The organism is Pectobacterium polaris (assembly GCF_002307355.1).
GTDB classification, from domain to species: Bacteria; Pseudomonadota; Gammaproteobacteria; order Enterobacterales; family Enterobacteriaceae; genus Pectobacterium; species Pectobacterium polare.
In genome coordinates, this window is sequence record NZ_CP017481.1 from 2875819 (window position 1) to 2890953 (window position 15135).

A 15135-nucleotide genomic window follows, 5' to 3' on the forward strand; every position below is an offset into this window, starting at 1 on the left:
CGTATTACCCTATTCGGCCTTTGCCTCCTCCTTGACGGGAGAGGGCAGAGGCCGATTTTTTTAGTCGTTGAATACGACCAGTATTGATCTGGCGGCAGAAGATTAATCCAAATCAGATGCCTGATGGCGCTCGGCGACCTGCTCAGACTCTTCACCCCAGGTGCGATTGACCTTGCGGCCACGGATCACTGCTGGACGGGCGGCAATCTCGTCAGCCCAACGAATCACATGCTCATATTCGTGTACGGACAGGAACTCTCCAGCAGAGTAAAGCGTGTTTTGTACCAGCCCACCGTACCACGGCCAAACCGCAATATCGGCAATCGTATAGCTGTCGCCGGCCAGATAGCGGTTCTCTGCCAGTTGGCGGTTGAGCACATCCAACTGACGCTTGGTTTCCATCGTGAAGCGGTTGATCGGGTATTCAAACTTTTCCGGCGCGTAGGCGTAGAAATGGCCGAATCCGCCGCCAACGTAAGGGGCGGAACCCATCTGCCAGAAGAGCCAGTTCAGGGTTTCCGTACGTGTGGCGAGGTCGCTCGGCAGCAGCGCACCAAATTTCTCAGCCAGATACACCAGAATGGAACCGGACTCGAATACGCGAATTGGCTTCTCGCCGCTTTGGTCAAGCAGTGCCGGGATTTTGGAGTTCGGGTTGACGTCGACAAACCCGCTGGAGAACTGATCTCCATCACCAATTTTAATCAGCCAAGCGTCGTACTCTGCACCTGAATGGCCCAGCGCCAGCAACTCTTCCAGCATGATTGTCACTTTCACGCCGTTTGGCGTCGCCAGCGAATAAAGCTGAAGCGGATGTTTGCCAACGGGCAGCGCTTTTTCGTGCGTTGGTCCGGCTATCGGGCGGTTAATATTGGCAAAAGCACCGCCGGAAGAAGCGGGCTGCCAGACTTTTGGCGGCACATACGTTGGGGAGGTAGCCATTCAAAAACTCCTTATGCATGAAAAGAGAGCGAGTTAAGTCAATACCATAACAAACTCACGCGGCTCGCTGATACCGTTCTGTTCTATCTCTACTGCATATTGATATAACACGAGATCCGCACATTGCTGAGGGGGCTGATCAATATGCGGATCGTCGTCAGAATTTACTTGCTAGTGGTAAAGCGTTAGCGCAAAAGACGCAGAATTTTAGCGGATTGTATCGCCACATCGACCCAATCTACATATCACGGCATTGTGCGACTTTGTTCGCATGAGGCCAGCATGTCATTTCACTTGCATCGTAAATCTGGAATGCCGCTTCGGCTTCTTTAGTTATGTCGGTGCATGTCGTTTGTTATCACGTCATTATTCACATTATAGCTTTTAACCTATATAGCATTTGAGCTATATTAGAGGTGGCCCAGTGTGGAAAATTGAAACAACGGACGTGTTTGATAGCTGGTTCAGCACATTAAACGATAGGGATCGCGCATATGTGCTTGCAGCACTTATCGTGTTACGGGAAAAAGGTCCAATGTTATCCAGGCCTTATGCTGATACGGTCAAAGGTTCCCGGTATAGCAACATGAAAGAATTGCGTATTCAGAGTCGAGGGATGCCAATACGGGCATTTTTTGCCTTTAACCCACATCGCACGGGGATTCTCCTCTGTGCGGGGAATAAGTCCGGCAATGAAAAGCGCTTTTATGATGAGATGATCGCGCTTGCTGATCGGGAATTCACAAAGTATCTGAAAAAATCAGAGAAGAAGGGGTAATGCTATGGGCAGAACGCTTGAACAGCTTCTTACGGATGAAAAACCAGACGTCGTCGTTGATGCTCACGCTATAGCGGCAGACATGTTACTCAATATTCACCTCGCCGAACTGCGTGAGAGGGTGCAAAAAACGCAAGTGGAAATGGCGCAGGTGCTTGGATTAAAACAGCCGACCGTGGCGGTAATGGAGAAACCCGGTCGCGATCTGAAACTTTCCACACTCAAACGCTATGTTGAGGCGACCGGCAGTAAACTACGTCTTGATGTTGAACTGCCGGACGGCTCTCACTACGGCTTCACGCTGTAACGCCCCATCTTGTATGGTAGCAAAGAGGTGACTTGCCCTATTTTTCCACTCGGGTTACCGCGTCATTAAGCAGTGTGAGATAGCGTGAACTCGAAATATTCCTGCCGGTGATGACGCAGACGGTTTTGCGTCCGCCAATTTCCTGCGCGTAGCGAATGGCGCCTGCGACAGCAGGCACCCCTGAAGGCTCGACAACATGGCGATGCAGATCGAGCATTGATAGCATCGCTGCTTTGATTTCGTCTTCTGAGACGGTGAGCACGCGATCGACACGATCGCGAACCAGCGGCCAGGTCATCGCGCTGGGTTCTATATAGCCACTCACGCCCTCGGCGATTGAAGGTGCCAGATCGACGGGAATCGCTTCACCTGCTTCTTTCCAGCGGGCGAACGTCGGGCTCGCTTCACTTTGTATGCCCCACACTTCGATAGCAGGGTTGATTGCTTTGGCCGCTGTTGCGATCCCTGAGATGAGCCCGCCGCCGCCGATGTTCACCAGAATAATCTCTGCATCCATCCAGTCTTCCATGATTTCAAGACCGACAGTGCCACCGCCTGCAATCATATGCGGGTTGTCGTAGGCAGAAACGAAGGTGGCTCCTGACTGCTGCGCCGCTGCGATAGCCGCCTGCCTCGCTTCTTCGATATCATCAAAGAACGTAATATGCGCGCCACAACCTTTCATGGCTGCGACCTTCATGGGGTCTGCCGCGCGTGGCAAAAAGATGGTTACGGGGATGCCCGCGACCTGCCCGGCATAGGCGAGCCCTAATCCATGATTTCCTGCTGTGGGGGCAATAACGCCAGCGCGGCGCTGTTCTGCATTCAGATTGGCAAGAACGTTTGCCGCACCACGAAGCTTAAAGCTACCGGTCTGCTGGAGGTTTTCCATTTTGAGTCGGATTTCCGCCCCAACAAGGGCGGATAGCGGTGGCGAATGATCCAGCGGTGTCCTGCTTATTGTTCCCTTGATCTGCTGAGAGGCGGCGTAAATATCCTTCAACGTTACAGAGTCGGTTGCCCTTTGGTGTTTGCTTGTCATAGTATTCTCCACTCAGCTGTATATGGAAACGACTATATAGGTATTTGGCTATATGAACAAGCATGTGACGACAACGGCCGATTTGCTGCGAGCGCTCGGCAATGAGCAACGGCTCATCATTCTGGAATGGCTGGCCGATCCCCGTGCACACTTCCCAGAACAGCAGGACGGGGATCTGGTTAACGATGGGGTCTGTGTCGGTTTTATCACTGAGAAGATCGGCCTGAGCCAGCCAACCGTCACCGGCCATCTTCAATATCTCTCGAAAGCCGGGATTGTCACATCGAAACGCATCAAAAATTGGGTGTTCTACAAACTCGTCCCTGAGCGTTTAGATGAGGCGACCGCCGTATTATCTGAACTGGCCAAGACTGCCTCTCGCCAGCAGTAAGGGGCGCTCAAGGTATTACTTTTCCTGCGATTTTGGCCTGGCTGTGCGTCCCCGCGCAGCAGGTTTGACGGGCACAGTTTGGCCGTATTCCATCCACCATGCGGTTAACGCCTGCATGGTCGGCCCAAGCCCGCGAGCCTTATCCGTAATTTCATACTCGACGCGTGGAGGGACTTCCGCGAAAACGGTGCGAGATACCAGACCGTCCGTTTCTAGCTCGCGCAGTTGGGCCGTCAGCATGTGTTGCGTAATGCCGGGGATCGCTTTTCGGAGCTCTCCGAAGCGATAAATCCGTTGATTGAGCAGCCACATAATTTCTAGCTTCCACTTGCCTGCCAGCAGCCCAAATGCCCGGCGCATTTCCTCATGCATGTTGATCTCAGGATTGCCATTAGTCTTGTTTTCCATACTAACCATCACTATTTCATCCTACTTGCGGTAATTCATGTTAGCAGACATTCTGCACCAACGTTGGAAAACACCCTTGAGGAAATGTCATGCAAGCACACTACATTTACTGGATCAGTACCGCACTGTTGTCACTGCTGTATATCGCCTCAGCGACGATATACCTCACCAAAAGGGAGTGGGTCCGCCAGACGATCATTAACTTTGGTTATCCCGGTTATCTTGTGCCGATCCTCACCGCAGTGAAGATCCTCGCTGTCGCTACCATCCTCTCTCGCATTAGCGTGCCGCTCAGCGATCTGGCCTATGCGGGCATGTTCTTTCATCTGCTTCTTTCGGCTATTGCGCACATTGGCGTACGTAAGTCTGGCGGTGCCTTACCGGCAGGGCTAGGGCTCGTATTGTTGATAGCGTCCTTTGCTACCCAAAATGCTGCGCGTGAGATCCCTTCGCCTTATGGCGATATCGACACAGAACACCATCTGACGAGTAGCGAGAAGGGGGGTACGTACTGATCTGAAGCTTCGCTCTTTTTGGCCTTTCACATTTTATCAAGATATAAGGGAGCAACATGAAAGTGACACTGTTTGGTGCGACGGGGAAAACAGGGCGTTATTTGATTTCCGAAGGCCTGAAGCGCGGAATAGAACTGACGGTGTTTGCGCGCACAGGTTCTTTATTTGACGATCCAAACGTCCGTGTTATTCGCGGCGAATTGACCGACAAAGACACGCTGAAAAATGCGATTCAGGGCGCAGATGCCGTGTTGTCCGCGCTTGGCCCAACCGCGTTGAAGCACCCCAACGCGTTACCGATTACCCGAGCGATGCAATCCATTATTACGGTGATGAAACAGGAAAATGTCACCCGCCTGATTGCGATATCGACCGGAACGGCGGCTGACCCGGATGATGGTTCGGACTGGAAAATTCGGTTTCCTGCATGGTTGATCAAAATAATGATGGCGAGCGCTTATCAGGACATTATTGCTCTCGCAAAAACAATCCGCGCCTCGGAATTAGAGTGGACGTTGGTTCGCGTCGCCTTTCTTAATAACCATCCTGCATCGGGCCACCTTAATGTGGGGCTTTATGGCAAGACCAAACACACCATGACGTTATCCCGTGAAGCATTAGCCACGTTTATGTTCGATCAATTACTGGATGATCAATTCATCAACATGGCGCCGGGAATTAGCACGAAATGAAATGCGTCTAGACTAGTGTGTGCCTGTAACCTGAAAACAGACCCACAGATTATTGGGCAACCTGCTTCCACCGTGGCAGGTAAGCAAATGCGATGGCAACAAGCGCCATACCTCCAGCCAGAAAGAAGGTCAGCTGCATGCCATTCGCGAGGGAAGCGGGGGCGGCATGGGTAAAATCTTCCGTGCCGACCCCCAGGGCGAAGACCTGTCCCATGATTGAGGCACCGGCGATCAACCCAATATTGCGCGACAGGTTAAGCAGACCAGAGACGGTACCGCGCTGGTTTCCCAGAACCTCGGCAAGGGTAGCTGTGTTGTTGGCCGCCTGAAAGAGCTGATAGCCGGGCGTCAGGACAACAATGGCAAGAATGTATCCCGTGACACCGAGCAGATTGGGCAAGATCGCCAGCATGAAGGTGCCAGTTACTACAAGAGAGAGACCGGCGGTAAGAGCCCGTTTAAATCCCCAGGTATCGACCAGTCGCCCTGATGGAATCCCGCTAAAGGTCGCAACGGCAGGGCCAATCGCCATCACCAGTCCCACCAGCGTTTCCTTCAGTCCAAGACCCAGACCAAGGTAGTAGGGGCCGACGATTAACGTCGTCATGATAATGGCGGTGACAGCCGCATTGATCGTGAGATTCGGCCACAGCGTGGTGTTCCGCAAAGGCGATCCTCCTGATAGCGCAGCTTTTTCTTTCACCGGCGTGGCTGGCAGTAGGGTAAAAGCCATGAACAGAACGATCGTGACCAGCGGAATTTGTATCCAGAACAGGCTACGCCATCCTGCGATCGCAAGCAGGAAGCCGCCAGCAGAAGGGCCAAGTGCGGTACCCAGTGCGGATACCGTTCCCAATATTCCCATCGCTCGACCGACATGCTTCTCCCCAGCCGTCTGCCTCAGCAGTGCCATGCCGAGTGCCATCAGGAAGGCCGCACCGCTCCCCTGAAGTGCTCTTGCCGCGATAAGTTGCCACAGATGGGGGGCAATGGCACACAGCAGCGAAGCAAGGGCGAAAAGTCCAAGACCTGCAATGAAAACGGGCTTCAGTCCATAGCGATCGCCAAGGCGACCCGCGATCACAACCGAAAGCGCCATGCCCGCAAGATAGGCGATGACGACGGCCTGCACCTGCGCGAAGGGCGCAGAAAATACTGCTGTCAGCGTCGGAAGGGCGATATTGGCAATACTTGTTCCTAGCGAGGCAGACAATATTGCGAGTGCCAGTGTGAGGGTGACCCCCGATTTAGCCTGCTCTGGTTCGCCCGGTTGGTTAATTGTCATTTTTTATCCTTGTCAGAATGTGGGTTCCAGAGCATGCTACAAATTAAAGTCGACTTGAGGTCAAGCATGAAATTTCTGGATATAGGCGAAATCGCGGAGAAGAGTGGAATCAAGCCTTCGGCGCTGCGTTATTACGAGGAAATTGGGCTAATAACTTCGGTATTCCGACATGGGCTTCGGCGGCAGTTTCCTGCCGATGTGCTGCTGCAACTCAGGTTGATTACGATGGGAAAATCGGCGGGGTTCTCACTGCAAGAAATCGCCGGCATGTTTAACAAGGATGGGATGCCGGATTTGCCCCGCATCGCGCTGCATAAGAAGGCCGATGAAATCGATCGGCAAATCCATGAGTTGAAGATATTGCGCGACACGCTGCGGCACGTTGCCGACTGTTCTGCGCCATCGCATATGGAGTGTCCGACGTTCAGGAAGCTCGTTGAGACCACACACCGAAGAGGTCAGATCCGTGAGAAAACCAGCCATTCAGCCACTAGAAAAGTACCTCAGAAGACGAAGAAATAACGTGTAATCCGCTGGCCGTGGCGGATTTTCTTATGCGAGAAGACCCGCGCGCACCGGATATGCAACCGGTTTCTTATTTCTGTTCATGCCCTCGCTTTTCCTCTAGAATTTCTGCCATTCGGGCCGCGCTGAATCAAGTCAACGTCAGGCAGACCCACGACATTAAATAATCATCATCGATAAAGGATAAGTGCCATGAGCGAAAGATTTCCGCACGGCTTTATGTGGGGTGGGGCTACCGCCGCGAATCAGGTCGAAGGGGCCTACAATATTGACGGTAAAGGGTTGTCGATTGTTGACGCCATTCCCGGCGGTAAAGCGCGTTTAAACATCGTGGCTTCCGACGCGTTTGACTTCACGCTGGATGAGCAGCGCTACACCTATCCTAACCATAAAGGCATCGATCACTATCATCGCTTCCGTGAAGATATTGCGTTGTTTGCCGAGATGGGCTTCAAATGCTATCGCTTCTCCATTGCCTGGACGCGCATCTACCCGAACGGCGTTGAGCTGGAGCCCAACGAAGCGGGGCTGAGTCATTACGAACAGGTGATTGATACCTGCATCGCTCACGGCATTGAGCCCGTGATTACGATCTCTCACTATGAGATGCCGCTGCATCTTGCCACCGTCTTTGGCGGCTGGAAAAACCGTGAGTTAATCGGCCACTTCGAGCGTTTTTCTCGTACGGTGCTGGAGCGCTTCGGCCATAAAGTGAAGTACTGGATGACCTTTAACGAGATCAACGGTGCTGCGCACTTCCCGATCATGAGTCAGGGGCTTACGGTGCAAACTGGTGCGCTGGAGCCACAGGCCAAATTTCAGGCGTGGCATAACCAGTTTGTCGCCAGTAGTCTGGCGGTGAAAATTGCGCATGAGACCAATCCGCAGATTCAGATCGGCTGCATGATCCTGTTTGCCACTAACTACGCCTATGACTGTAACCCCATCAATCAGTTGGCGGCGCTGAAAGAGACGCAGTCATTTAACTTCTACTGTGCGGACGTGCAGGCGGGCGGGAAATATCCCTACTACGCGAAAAGCCTGTGGCAGTCGCTGGGCGTCACGCTGGATATTCAGCCGGGAGATCTGGAGCTGATTAAACAGCACACTGTTGACTATATCGGCTTCAGTTATTACATGTCTTCCACCACCTACAAAACTGACCCGGATGCGGCGGCAGCCCACGGCAACCTGCTGGGTGGGGCGCGTAATCCGTTCCTGGAAGCCAGTGAGTGGGGTTGGGAAATTGATCCGGTGGGGCTGCGCATTGCGCTCAACCAACTGTATGACCGCTACGAAAAACCGCTGTTTATCGTCGAAAACGGTTTGGGCGCAGTGGATAAGCCGGATGAAGATCGCTACATCGCTGATGACTATCGCATCAACTATCTGCGTCAGCACATCGAAGCAATGGCAGATGCGATTGCCGATGGCGTCGAACTGATGGGATATACCCCGTGGGGCTGCATCGATCTAGTCAGCATGTCTACCGGCGAGATGAGCAAACGCTACGGCTTTATCTACGTCGAACTGGATGACACGATTTCCGGCAGCGGCAACCGCTATAAGAAGAAATCGTTCCATTGGTATCAGAAAGTGATTGCTACTAACGGTGGTGATATTAGTTAAATGGATATTTCCCGATGCTGAGGGTATGGGCATCGGGAATGTTTTTTATGCGGACTTTTCCCGTTGCTCAGTGCTGAGGTAAGGTCGCGTTTCTTGAGCACCCTCCTTAAAAGTAGATCTTTCTGCATGAGAAAACATGTTATGCCGAGCAGCAGTTCGCCTGTCCTGAAGAGCTCCAAACTCTGTACTCTCTGCATTTTATTGAAATTCCACACCTTTAATTTAAACAAGATATCCCGCTACTTTTAAGTTAAGTGCTCGAATTTTCTGATGTTGATAACTAGTGCAACACTAGTGAAAGTACCCATAACGCAGTATTTAGTTAAAATTATTGTAAATTAAGTAAATATCATTAAAATGAAATTTACTAATTATCCTCCATGATTAACTAAATTAATCTGATTTGAAAAGGGCACTGAAATGAAGAGTGATGCTTTCATACAATTGGCTTTGGATACCTTATCTTGTAGTCAGAAGGAACTCGCCGTACGTCTTAAAGTTTCACCTGCGCAAATTAGCAAATGGAAAAAAGGTGAATACATGTCTCTGGAAATGGAAGAAAAGCTCCAGGCGATAGTGAATATCAAGCATTACGATCCAGAATTCGTACTTTGGGCTGGTTCGCTTGATAGCGCCGCAAAATGGGAGAAGCTTATTCACTATCTTGCTGATAGCGCAAATGAAAGCTCTGAGACTGGATATTCTACAGAGCCATTAAATGATGATATGGGAGTACTATGTTGCAATACTTTCTATGTACTTCGAGAAATGGGTGTAACGATACCGAAGGTGTTTCCTCAGGAGTTAGATGTCGATTACCAAGATGAAGAAGCAGATGATAATGAATTCTGGGATTTGATCGAAAATAGTCCTCATGCCTCGATCATTTATAAAATCTACAAATCGCTCAATGATGTTTATGGGTTTTATGCCGCATATGTCGAACACTTAATCAATGATGAAGAATTGAGCTTTTTCGATACACCAGCCGATAATATTGAGCCATGCCTTATGTCACTTGCAGCCTGCAAGATTAGCGTAGACCCACAGTTTGCACCGAAATTCGGAGTGTTCAGATCTCGAATCATAAAAGATTACGAAGAATGGTTGAGTTTTGTTAAAGAAAAAGCATTTCGTGCAGGTGCTCCTTTAGGCGCTGAACTATTGGGGATGATTTATAACTCTCATGATGCTTTAGGGCATGAAGCAGAAGCAGAGAGTCTCGGTTTTAATTCATCTCGGATACACCCAGATATATATATGAATGAGCTACTAGTTGGAATGAGACTCATCCATCAAGTTTTGCCTGTCATTATGAAGAAACTTGGGATTGACGAAGAGTTTCGTCTGGACGAATCAGAGTTTCATCTGGGTGAAAAATAGATAATTCAATTGGCTACTTTTTTGTGCCAAGAACACCAATTTGGGCAAGATGCTATCAAATCACGTTTACCAACAAAAATGGTAATAGCGAATAGTTGTATCGGAAGGTTGTACGACGATAAAAATGAAAAGGCAGATACGTTGCAGTGTCTGCCGTTCTAGATGTGGTTCCCTTAGTGGGCTGTATTTGCTAGTAATTCATTAATATTTAAAATAAAAGTCACATATCTTTCCGTCAACACCGTCTGAATGCCTGCCGTTTAACCTGAGTGCTATAGTTAATCTTAGCGTTGGCCTGTGCTCCCCCGCAGACCAAAAATTTATCATCAAAACTTAACCCAAAGACGTAGTCTGCACAGGCATTGTGCTTTACACTGCGCGCTGCAAAAACTGAGTAGATAAACGATTAAGTAGGCGACAATGGCGATGAACGGAACGATCACAACCTGGTTTAAAGATAAAGGCTTTGGATTTATCAAAGATGAAAACGGCGATAACCGTTATTTTCATGTGATTAAGGTCGCCAACCCTGATCTGATTAAGAAAGATGCGGCGGTCACTTTTGAACCCACGACGAATAACAAGGGGTTGTCAGCTTATGCTGTGAAAGTGGTACCGGAAAGCAAATACATCTATATCGCGGGCGAGCGCATTAAGCTCACGTCGATCAAATCTTATCTGGTTTACAGCGAAGAAGTACCTGCTGATATTCGCATTGATAAAGAAAATACGGTGCTGTCTGTGGGCGCACTGATGGGGAGCATCAGGCCGAAGTCAGCTACTCAACCTGGTGACATGCGCTCCCTGAAAAAACTGGCCATCACTACCTTCCAGGGAACGACGTTAATCTTCTCGGAAGATGAGATCGACGTGGATGCCACGGTGAAAATGCTCAAGGTCTGAAATCATTCGGACTGACCCTGTGCCGAAATCTCTGCGCCACTCATAAGCAGAATTTCGGCATTGTTTCTGCCAGACCCCTCCAAACTCACTCCACACAGCGATCTGCCTCTGCAACCTAGTGCAGCCTCAAAAATTACAGGTATATATCCGTCATACTTCAAGCTGCTTGTGCGTTGGCAATACTCGGCTCATCATTGAGCCTCGCCCTAAAGGGCCGCCGCAAGCGGCGTTCAAATCGGCTAAGCCGATTTGTCCTTACTCACCCGGTTACTTACCTGAGTAAGCTCCTGGGGATTCGCTCGGTTGCCGCCTTCACGCAACTCGAATTATTTAGGGTATAATCCCACATATTATTTAACGGGTTTAGGAACGAAGATGACAAAGCTCACCTTACAAGAGCAGATGCTAAAAGCGGGATTAGTGACCAGCAAAAAAATGGCCAAAGTCCAAAGAACGGCGAAAAAATCACGCGTTCAGGCTCGTGAAGCAAGAGAGGCTGTGGAAGAAAATAAAAAAGCACAGCTTGAGCGTGATAAACAGTTAAGCGAACAACAAAAACAAGCAGCTTTATCTAAAGAGTATAAAGCTCAGGTGAAGCAGCTTATTGAAATGAATAGAATCAATATTTCAAAAGGCGATATTGGTTTTAACTTCACAGATAATAATTTAATTAAAAAAATAACTGTGGATAAGCTGACGCAGGCTCAGCTGATTAGCGGTCGCCTTGCTATTGCTCGTTTGGTGGTTGATGGAAACGGCGAGAGTGAATATGCGATTATTCCCGCGATCGTAGCCGATAAAATTGCACAGCGAGATGCGAGCAGTATTGTATTAAATAGTGCGTTGAGTCAGGAAGAGCAAGACGAAGACGATCCGTACGCTGATTTTAAAGTGCCTGATGACTTGATGTGGTAATTAACGTTTTGCCGATGCGTATATAGATGAAAAGCCCTTACGGGCTTTTCATTAAGGCTTATGTATCGCTCAACTCGGACTGAACTCGCTTCAAGTGATTGACTACTTGGCGACGTTATTTAGCCAAGAGTTCTCTTCGGACGATTTCCGCGCCCGCACTTAACGCATTGAGCTTGCCTCTTGCGACGCGACGAGATAAGGGAGTCATGCCACAGTTGGTGGACGGATAGAGCTTGTCGGCATCCACAAACTGAAGGGCTTTTCGTAACGTATCGGCGACTTCTTCTGGTGTCTCAATGGTATTGGTTGCCACGTCAATGGCACCGACCATCACTTTTTTACCGCGAATGAGTTCAATCAGATCCATGGGAACACGAGAGTTCTGACATTCCAGTGAAATGATATCGATAGCAGATTTTTGCAGCTTAGGGAAAATCTCTTCATATTGCCGCCACTCGGACCCCAGCGTCTTTTTCCAGTCGGTATTGGCTTTGATGCCATAGCCGTAGCAAATATGCACCGCAGTTTCACATTTAAGCCCTTCAACGGCTCTTTCTAAAGCGGCAATACCCCAATCATTCACCTCATCAAAAAAGACATTAAAGGCGGGCTCATCAAACTGGATAATGTCGACACCCGCAGCCTCTAACTCTTTGGCTTCTTGATTAAGAATTTTGGCGAATTCCCAGGCGAGTTTTTCGCGACTTTTATAGTGGCTATCATAGAGTGTATCGATCATCGTCATGGGACCAGGCAGGGCCCATTTAATGGGTTTTGTGGTTTGCTGACGTAAAAATTTGGCGTCTTCAACAAAAACGGGTTTTTGGCGAACCACCGCACCAATGACTGTCGGCACACTCGCGTCATAGCGATTACGAATTTTAACGATCTCACGTTTCTCGAAATCAACACCGCTGAGGTGCTCAATAAACGTCGTGACAAAATGTTGGCGCGTTTGCTCACCATCACTGACAATATCAATGCCTGCCTGCTGTTGATCCGCGAGGCTCAAACGTAGCGCGTCTTGTTTGCCCTCAATCAGTTCCTCGCCTTGCAATTTCCAAGGGGACCAAAGGGTCTCAGGCTGCGCCAGCCAAGAAGGTTTCGGTAAGCTGCCAGCAGTGGAGGTGGGTAACAATATTTTCATAATAATCGATGACCTTGTGTGTTTGGTTAATCAAAGAACGTAATTAGCAGACCATTGCTCAAGAATAGCTTGGTATGGTTTGATGAAGTTTTTCTCAGTAAACTTTCCCTGCTCGATAGCCAACAGGCTACGTTCTTCTCTATCGTAAACAATTTGAGTGAATGAATGATCCTGATGATTCAGGCTTGGCTGATAACACTGGCCTGCTGCGGAGTTCGCATTGTAAATCTCAGGTCGGTAAATCTTTTGAAAAGTCTCCATCGTGGCGATGGTACTGATCAGCTCAAGATTCGTGTAATCACTCAGTAAGTCACCAGAAAAATAGAAAGCTAAAGGCGCGACACTATTTGGCGGCATAAAATAGCGAGCCTGCAATCCCATTTTATGGAAGTATTGATCGGTCAATGAATATTCATCTTGCTGGTATTCGACGCCTAACACAGGATGCTGATTTCCAGTCCGATGATAGGTGTTTTTACTTGAAACACTCAGGCATATAACCGGCGCTTTACTAAAGCTCTCTTTGTAACAATCTGAATTTACGAAGCATTTAAATAGATTGCCATGTAGGACGCCAAAGCTATCGGGGGTGCTAAATCCGGGGTGATTCTTATTATGATCTGACAGCAATACGCTAAAATCATAATCTCGCACGTAGGAGGAGAAATTATTTCCTACTATGCCTTCAATGCGCTCGTTAGTTTTTTTATCAACAATATTGGTTTTCAATATTTCAATAACTGGGAAGCTGTCGCCATTGCCTTCTATATCAACCTCAACGGAAATGATATCAAGTTCGACAGAATAACGATCCCCTTTGGGGTTATCCCAACTCGCCAGAGAATTGAAACGATTGTCAATCATCGTTAAGGCGTTGCGCAAGTTCTCTTGGCGGTTCTTTCCTCTCGCCAGGTTCGCAAAGTTGGTCGTGATACGCGTGTTTTCGGAGGGGTTATAATTTTCATCGAAACACGTGTTCTTAATCGTAAAGGTAAAATTTTTATTCATCGCGATCTAGCATCCTAATTCTTGATATAAAACCTGAATTTATTGCTTGTTTTTCCAAGGTTTTCAGGTCTTATAATTTTGCAGGTTTCATCTTGTCTATAGTAGTGCACAATTTATGCCAGAGTCATTGCGTGAGTAAAAGTGATTTAATTTCAATAGACATGAGCCATCTTCATGACTTGGTGTATGGCCTAGAGTAGCGTTGTTGCAGTGGTCTCGGCTACATGGTTTTTACATTTTAAATTCAATTGGTTAGGTGTGGCTGGCTGCATAACTTCATGGTAAGGCTAAAACGGAAACGCTCACACTGCCTTTCGCGTTTAAGAGGCTACACTGTCCTCGTCTGACTCCTTGTCCCACACGGATGACAGAAAAACGACATAGAAATGGTATTATTCAGGCCAGATGATGCAAGCATCAACGGACATAGACCTTAACCCTTGGGAACGACTGATGAACAATGAAATACCGCTTAAATTTTATGACATCACGGATGAGTATTCGACTGAATCGGCAAAGCCGGTGAGCGAGTCAGAACGTGACGCTCTGGCGCACTATTTCCAACTGCTGCTCACCCGCTTAATGAATAACGAAGAGATCAGTGAAGAGGCTCAGAAAGAGATGGCCAGTAAAGCCGGTATCGACGAGTTTCGTATTGATGAGATCGCAACGTTCCTGAATCAATGGGGCAATGAATAACGCTTGTTGAGGGCATGTTGAAAAGGATGCAAGGTGAGTGTGGTTGTGTCCGTTTCCCGTCTTGGCTGGCCGTCATAAGATGCTAAAAACAGAAATCCCGCCGCAGTTTCCTGACGCGGGATTTTTAAATGTGGTCTCTGCGGGGGCAGATTAGGGCTGGGAGCGTCGTTTATCTATCCCGCGTACTTGCCTGTCTGTGGCTGTAACTGATAAACCCATGCCGTAACCTGCTGGTCTTCCGCTGTCGTAACCACAACCTCAACGCGATCGTAGCCGTCTTCAAACTCATCCAGCATTGGCCAATGCGCCTCAAGATTAGTAGACAAAAACAGGTAACCGTTGACGCGTAGCCCGTGATCATCCAGCACGATCCCCGGAAAATCCGCGGCAGCGCCCCAGCCACGCTCATAAAACGTGCCAGTCACGTAACCCGGCAGCCAGTCTCCACCGATGTTTTCCAGAATATAGGCATTTTCGTGACCCGGACGCAGCGTCCCGTAGACAAACAAGCGTTCCATTTTCCCTCGTCAATCAAAACAATGAATACCCAACGGGTGAAGAATAAT

General features: G+C 48.8%; 18 protein-coding genes. 11 read left to right on the top strand and 7 right to left on the bottom strand.

Translation table 11 applies throughout. From position 1 onward, the window contains the following. Positions 1 to 102: 102 nt before the first annotated feature. Positions 103 to 942, bottom strand: coding sequence for a glutathione-dependent disulfide-bond oxidoreductase (gene yghU, locus BJJ97_RS12855; protein WP_095994187.1), 840 nt, complete (start codon positions 940 to 942; stop codon positions 103 to 105). A 424-nt stretch (positions 943 to 1366) separates the two neighbouring features. Between yghU and BJJ97_RS12860 the strand changes: the two genes are divergently transcribed. Together BJJ97_RS12860 and BJJ97_RS12865 are read left to right on the top strand one after the other, a co-directional pair. Then, the gene (locus tag BJJ97_RS12860; RefSeq protein ID WP_095994188.1) at positions 1367 to 1720 is read left to right on the top strand and encodes a type II toxin-antitoxin system RelE/ParE family toxin; all 354 of its coding nucleotides are present in this window, start codon (positions 1367 to 1369) and stop codon (positions 1718 to 1720) included. Positions 1721 to 1724: 4 nt separating this feature from the next. Continuing rightward, positions 1725 to 2027: a helix-turn-helix domain-containing protein gene (locus tag BJJ97_RS12865; protein ID WP_095994189.1), complete on the top strand. Its 303-nt coding sequence runs from the start codon at positions 1725 to 1727 to the stop codon at positions 2025 to 2027. Positions 2028 to 2064: 37 nt separating this feature from the next. On the opposite strand, the gene BJJ97_RS12870 is transcribed toward BJJ97_RS12865, so the two are convergent. Then, positions 2065 to 3069 (bottom strand): threonine ammonia-lyase, encoded by a 1005-nt coding sequence (locus BJJ97_RS12870; RefSeq protein WP_095994190.1) that lies wholly within the window; start codon positions 3067 to 3069, stop codon positions 2065 to 2067. A gap of 52 nt (positions 3070 to 3121) precedes the next feature. Here BJJ97_RS12870 and BJJ97_RS12875 point away from each other — a divergent pair, with 52 nt between their 5' ends. After that, positions 3122 to 3460, top strand: coding sequence for an ArsR/SmtB family transcription factor (locus tag BJJ97_RS12875; protein ID WP_095994191.1), 339 nt, complete (start codon positions 3122 to 3124; stop codon positions 3458 to 3460). Between the two features lie 15 nt (positions 3461 to 3475). Here the strand turns inward: BJJ97_RS12875 and BJJ97_RS12880 are convergent, their stop codons facing one another. Then, complete coding sequence (locus BJJ97_RS12880; protein WP_095995370.1) at positions 3476 to 3868, bottom strand: winged helix-turn-helix transcriptional regulator; 393 nt, start codon at positions 3866 to 3868, stop codon at positions 3476 to 3478. A gap of 89 nt (positions 3869 to 3957) precedes the next feature. Between BJJ97_RS12880 and BJJ97_RS12885 the strand changes: the two genes are divergently transcribed. Together BJJ97_RS12885 and BJJ97_RS12890 are read left to right on the top strand one after the other, a co-directional pair. After that, entirely contained in the window at positions 3958 to 4383 is a 426-nt protein-coding gene (locus BJJ97_RS12885) for a DoxX family protein (RefSeq protein WP_095994192.1), read from the top strand. 56 nt (positions 4384 to 4439) lie between these two features. Continuing rightward, entirely contained in the window at positions 4440 to 5075 is a 636-nt protein-coding gene (locus BJJ97_RS12890) for an NAD(P)-dependent oxidoreductase (RefSeq protein ID WP_095994193.1), read from the top strand. A gap of 49 nt (positions 5076 to 5124) precedes the next feature. On the opposite strand, the gene BJJ97_RS12895 is transcribed toward BJJ97_RS12890, so the two are convergent. Next, a complete protein-coding gene (locus BJJ97_RS12895; protein WP_095994194.1) occupies positions 5125 to 6360 on the bottom strand; it encodes an MFS transporter in 1236 nt (411 codons plus the stop codon). Between the two features lie 66 nt (positions 6361 to 6426). On the opposite strand from BJJ97_RS12895, the gene BJJ97_RS12900 reads away from it, so the two are divergent. The 5 genes from BJJ97_RS12900 (at position 6427) to BJJ97_RS12920 (ending at position 11715) form a co-directional block, all read left to right on the top strand. Further along, positions 6427 to 6882, top strand: a complete 456-nt coding sequence (locus BJJ97_RS12900; protein ID WP_095995371.1) for a helix-turn-helix domain-containing protein — start codon at positions 6427 to 6429, stop codon at positions 6880 to 6882. A gap of 195 nt (positions 6883 to 7077) precedes the next feature. Continuing rightward, positions 7078 to 8514 (top strand): glycoside hydrolase family 1 protein, encoded by a 1437-nt coding sequence (locus BJJ97_RS12905; RefSeq protein WP_095994195.1) that lies wholly within the window; start codon positions 7078 to 7080, stop codon positions 8512 to 8514. 420 nt (positions 8515 to 8934) lie between these two features. Continuing rightward, complete coding sequence (locus BJJ97_RS12910; protein ID WP_095994196.1) at positions 8935 to 9897, top strand: helix-turn-helix domain-containing protein; 963 nt, start codon at positions 8935 to 8937, stop codon at positions 9895 to 9897. A gap of 420 nt (positions 9898 to 10317) precedes the next feature. Then, entirely contained in the window at positions 10318 to 10800 is a 483-nt protein-coding gene (locus BJJ97_RS12915; RefSeq protein WP_039484390.1) for a cold-shock protein, read from the top strand. A 375-nt stretch (positions 10801 to 11175) separates the two neighbouring features. Further along, positions 11176 to 11715 (top strand): DUF2058 domain-containing protein, encoded by a 540-nt coding sequence (locus BJJ97_RS12920; protein ID WP_095994197.1) that lies wholly within the window; start codon positions 11176 to 11178, stop codon positions 11713 to 11715. A gap of 115 nt (positions 11716 to 11830) precedes the next feature. Here the strand turns inward: BJJ97_RS12920 and BJJ97_RS12925 are convergent, their stop codons facing one another. Both BJJ97_RS12925 and BJJ97_RS12930 read right to left on the bottom strand, forming a co-directional pair. After that, positions 11831 to 12862, bottom strand: a complete 1032-nt coding sequence (locus BJJ97_RS12925; protein ID WP_039484394.1) for a methionine synthase — start codon at positions 12860 to 12862, stop codon at positions 11831 to 11833. Positions 12863 to 12892: 30 nt separating this feature from the next. Beyond that, positions 12893 to 13870: a DUF1852 domain-containing protein gene (locus BJJ97_RS12930; protein WP_095994198.1), complete on the bottom strand. Its 978-nt coding sequence runs from the start codon at positions 13868 to 13870 to the stop codon at positions 12893 to 12895. Positions 13871 to 14323: 453 nt separating this feature from the next. On the opposite strand from BJJ97_RS12930, the gene BJJ97_RS12935 reads away from it, so the two are divergent. Next, positions 14324 to 14569, top strand: coding sequence for a YmjA family protein (locus BJJ97_RS12935; protein ID WP_095994199.1), 246 nt, complete (start codon positions 14324 to 14326; stop codon positions 14567 to 14569). A gap of 173 nt (positions 14570 to 14742) precedes the next feature. On the opposite strand, the gene BJJ97_RS12940 is transcribed toward BJJ97_RS12935, so the two are convergent. Continuing rightward, positions 14743 to 15087 carry a gamma-glutamylcyclotransferase family protein gene (locus BJJ97_RS12940; RefSeq protein ID WP_095994200.1) on the bottom strand — a complete coding sequence of 115 codons (345 nt, stop codon included), beginning with the start codon at positions 15085 to 15087 and terminating at the stop codon, positions 14743 to 14745. Positions 15088 to 15135: the final 48 nt, after the last annotated feature.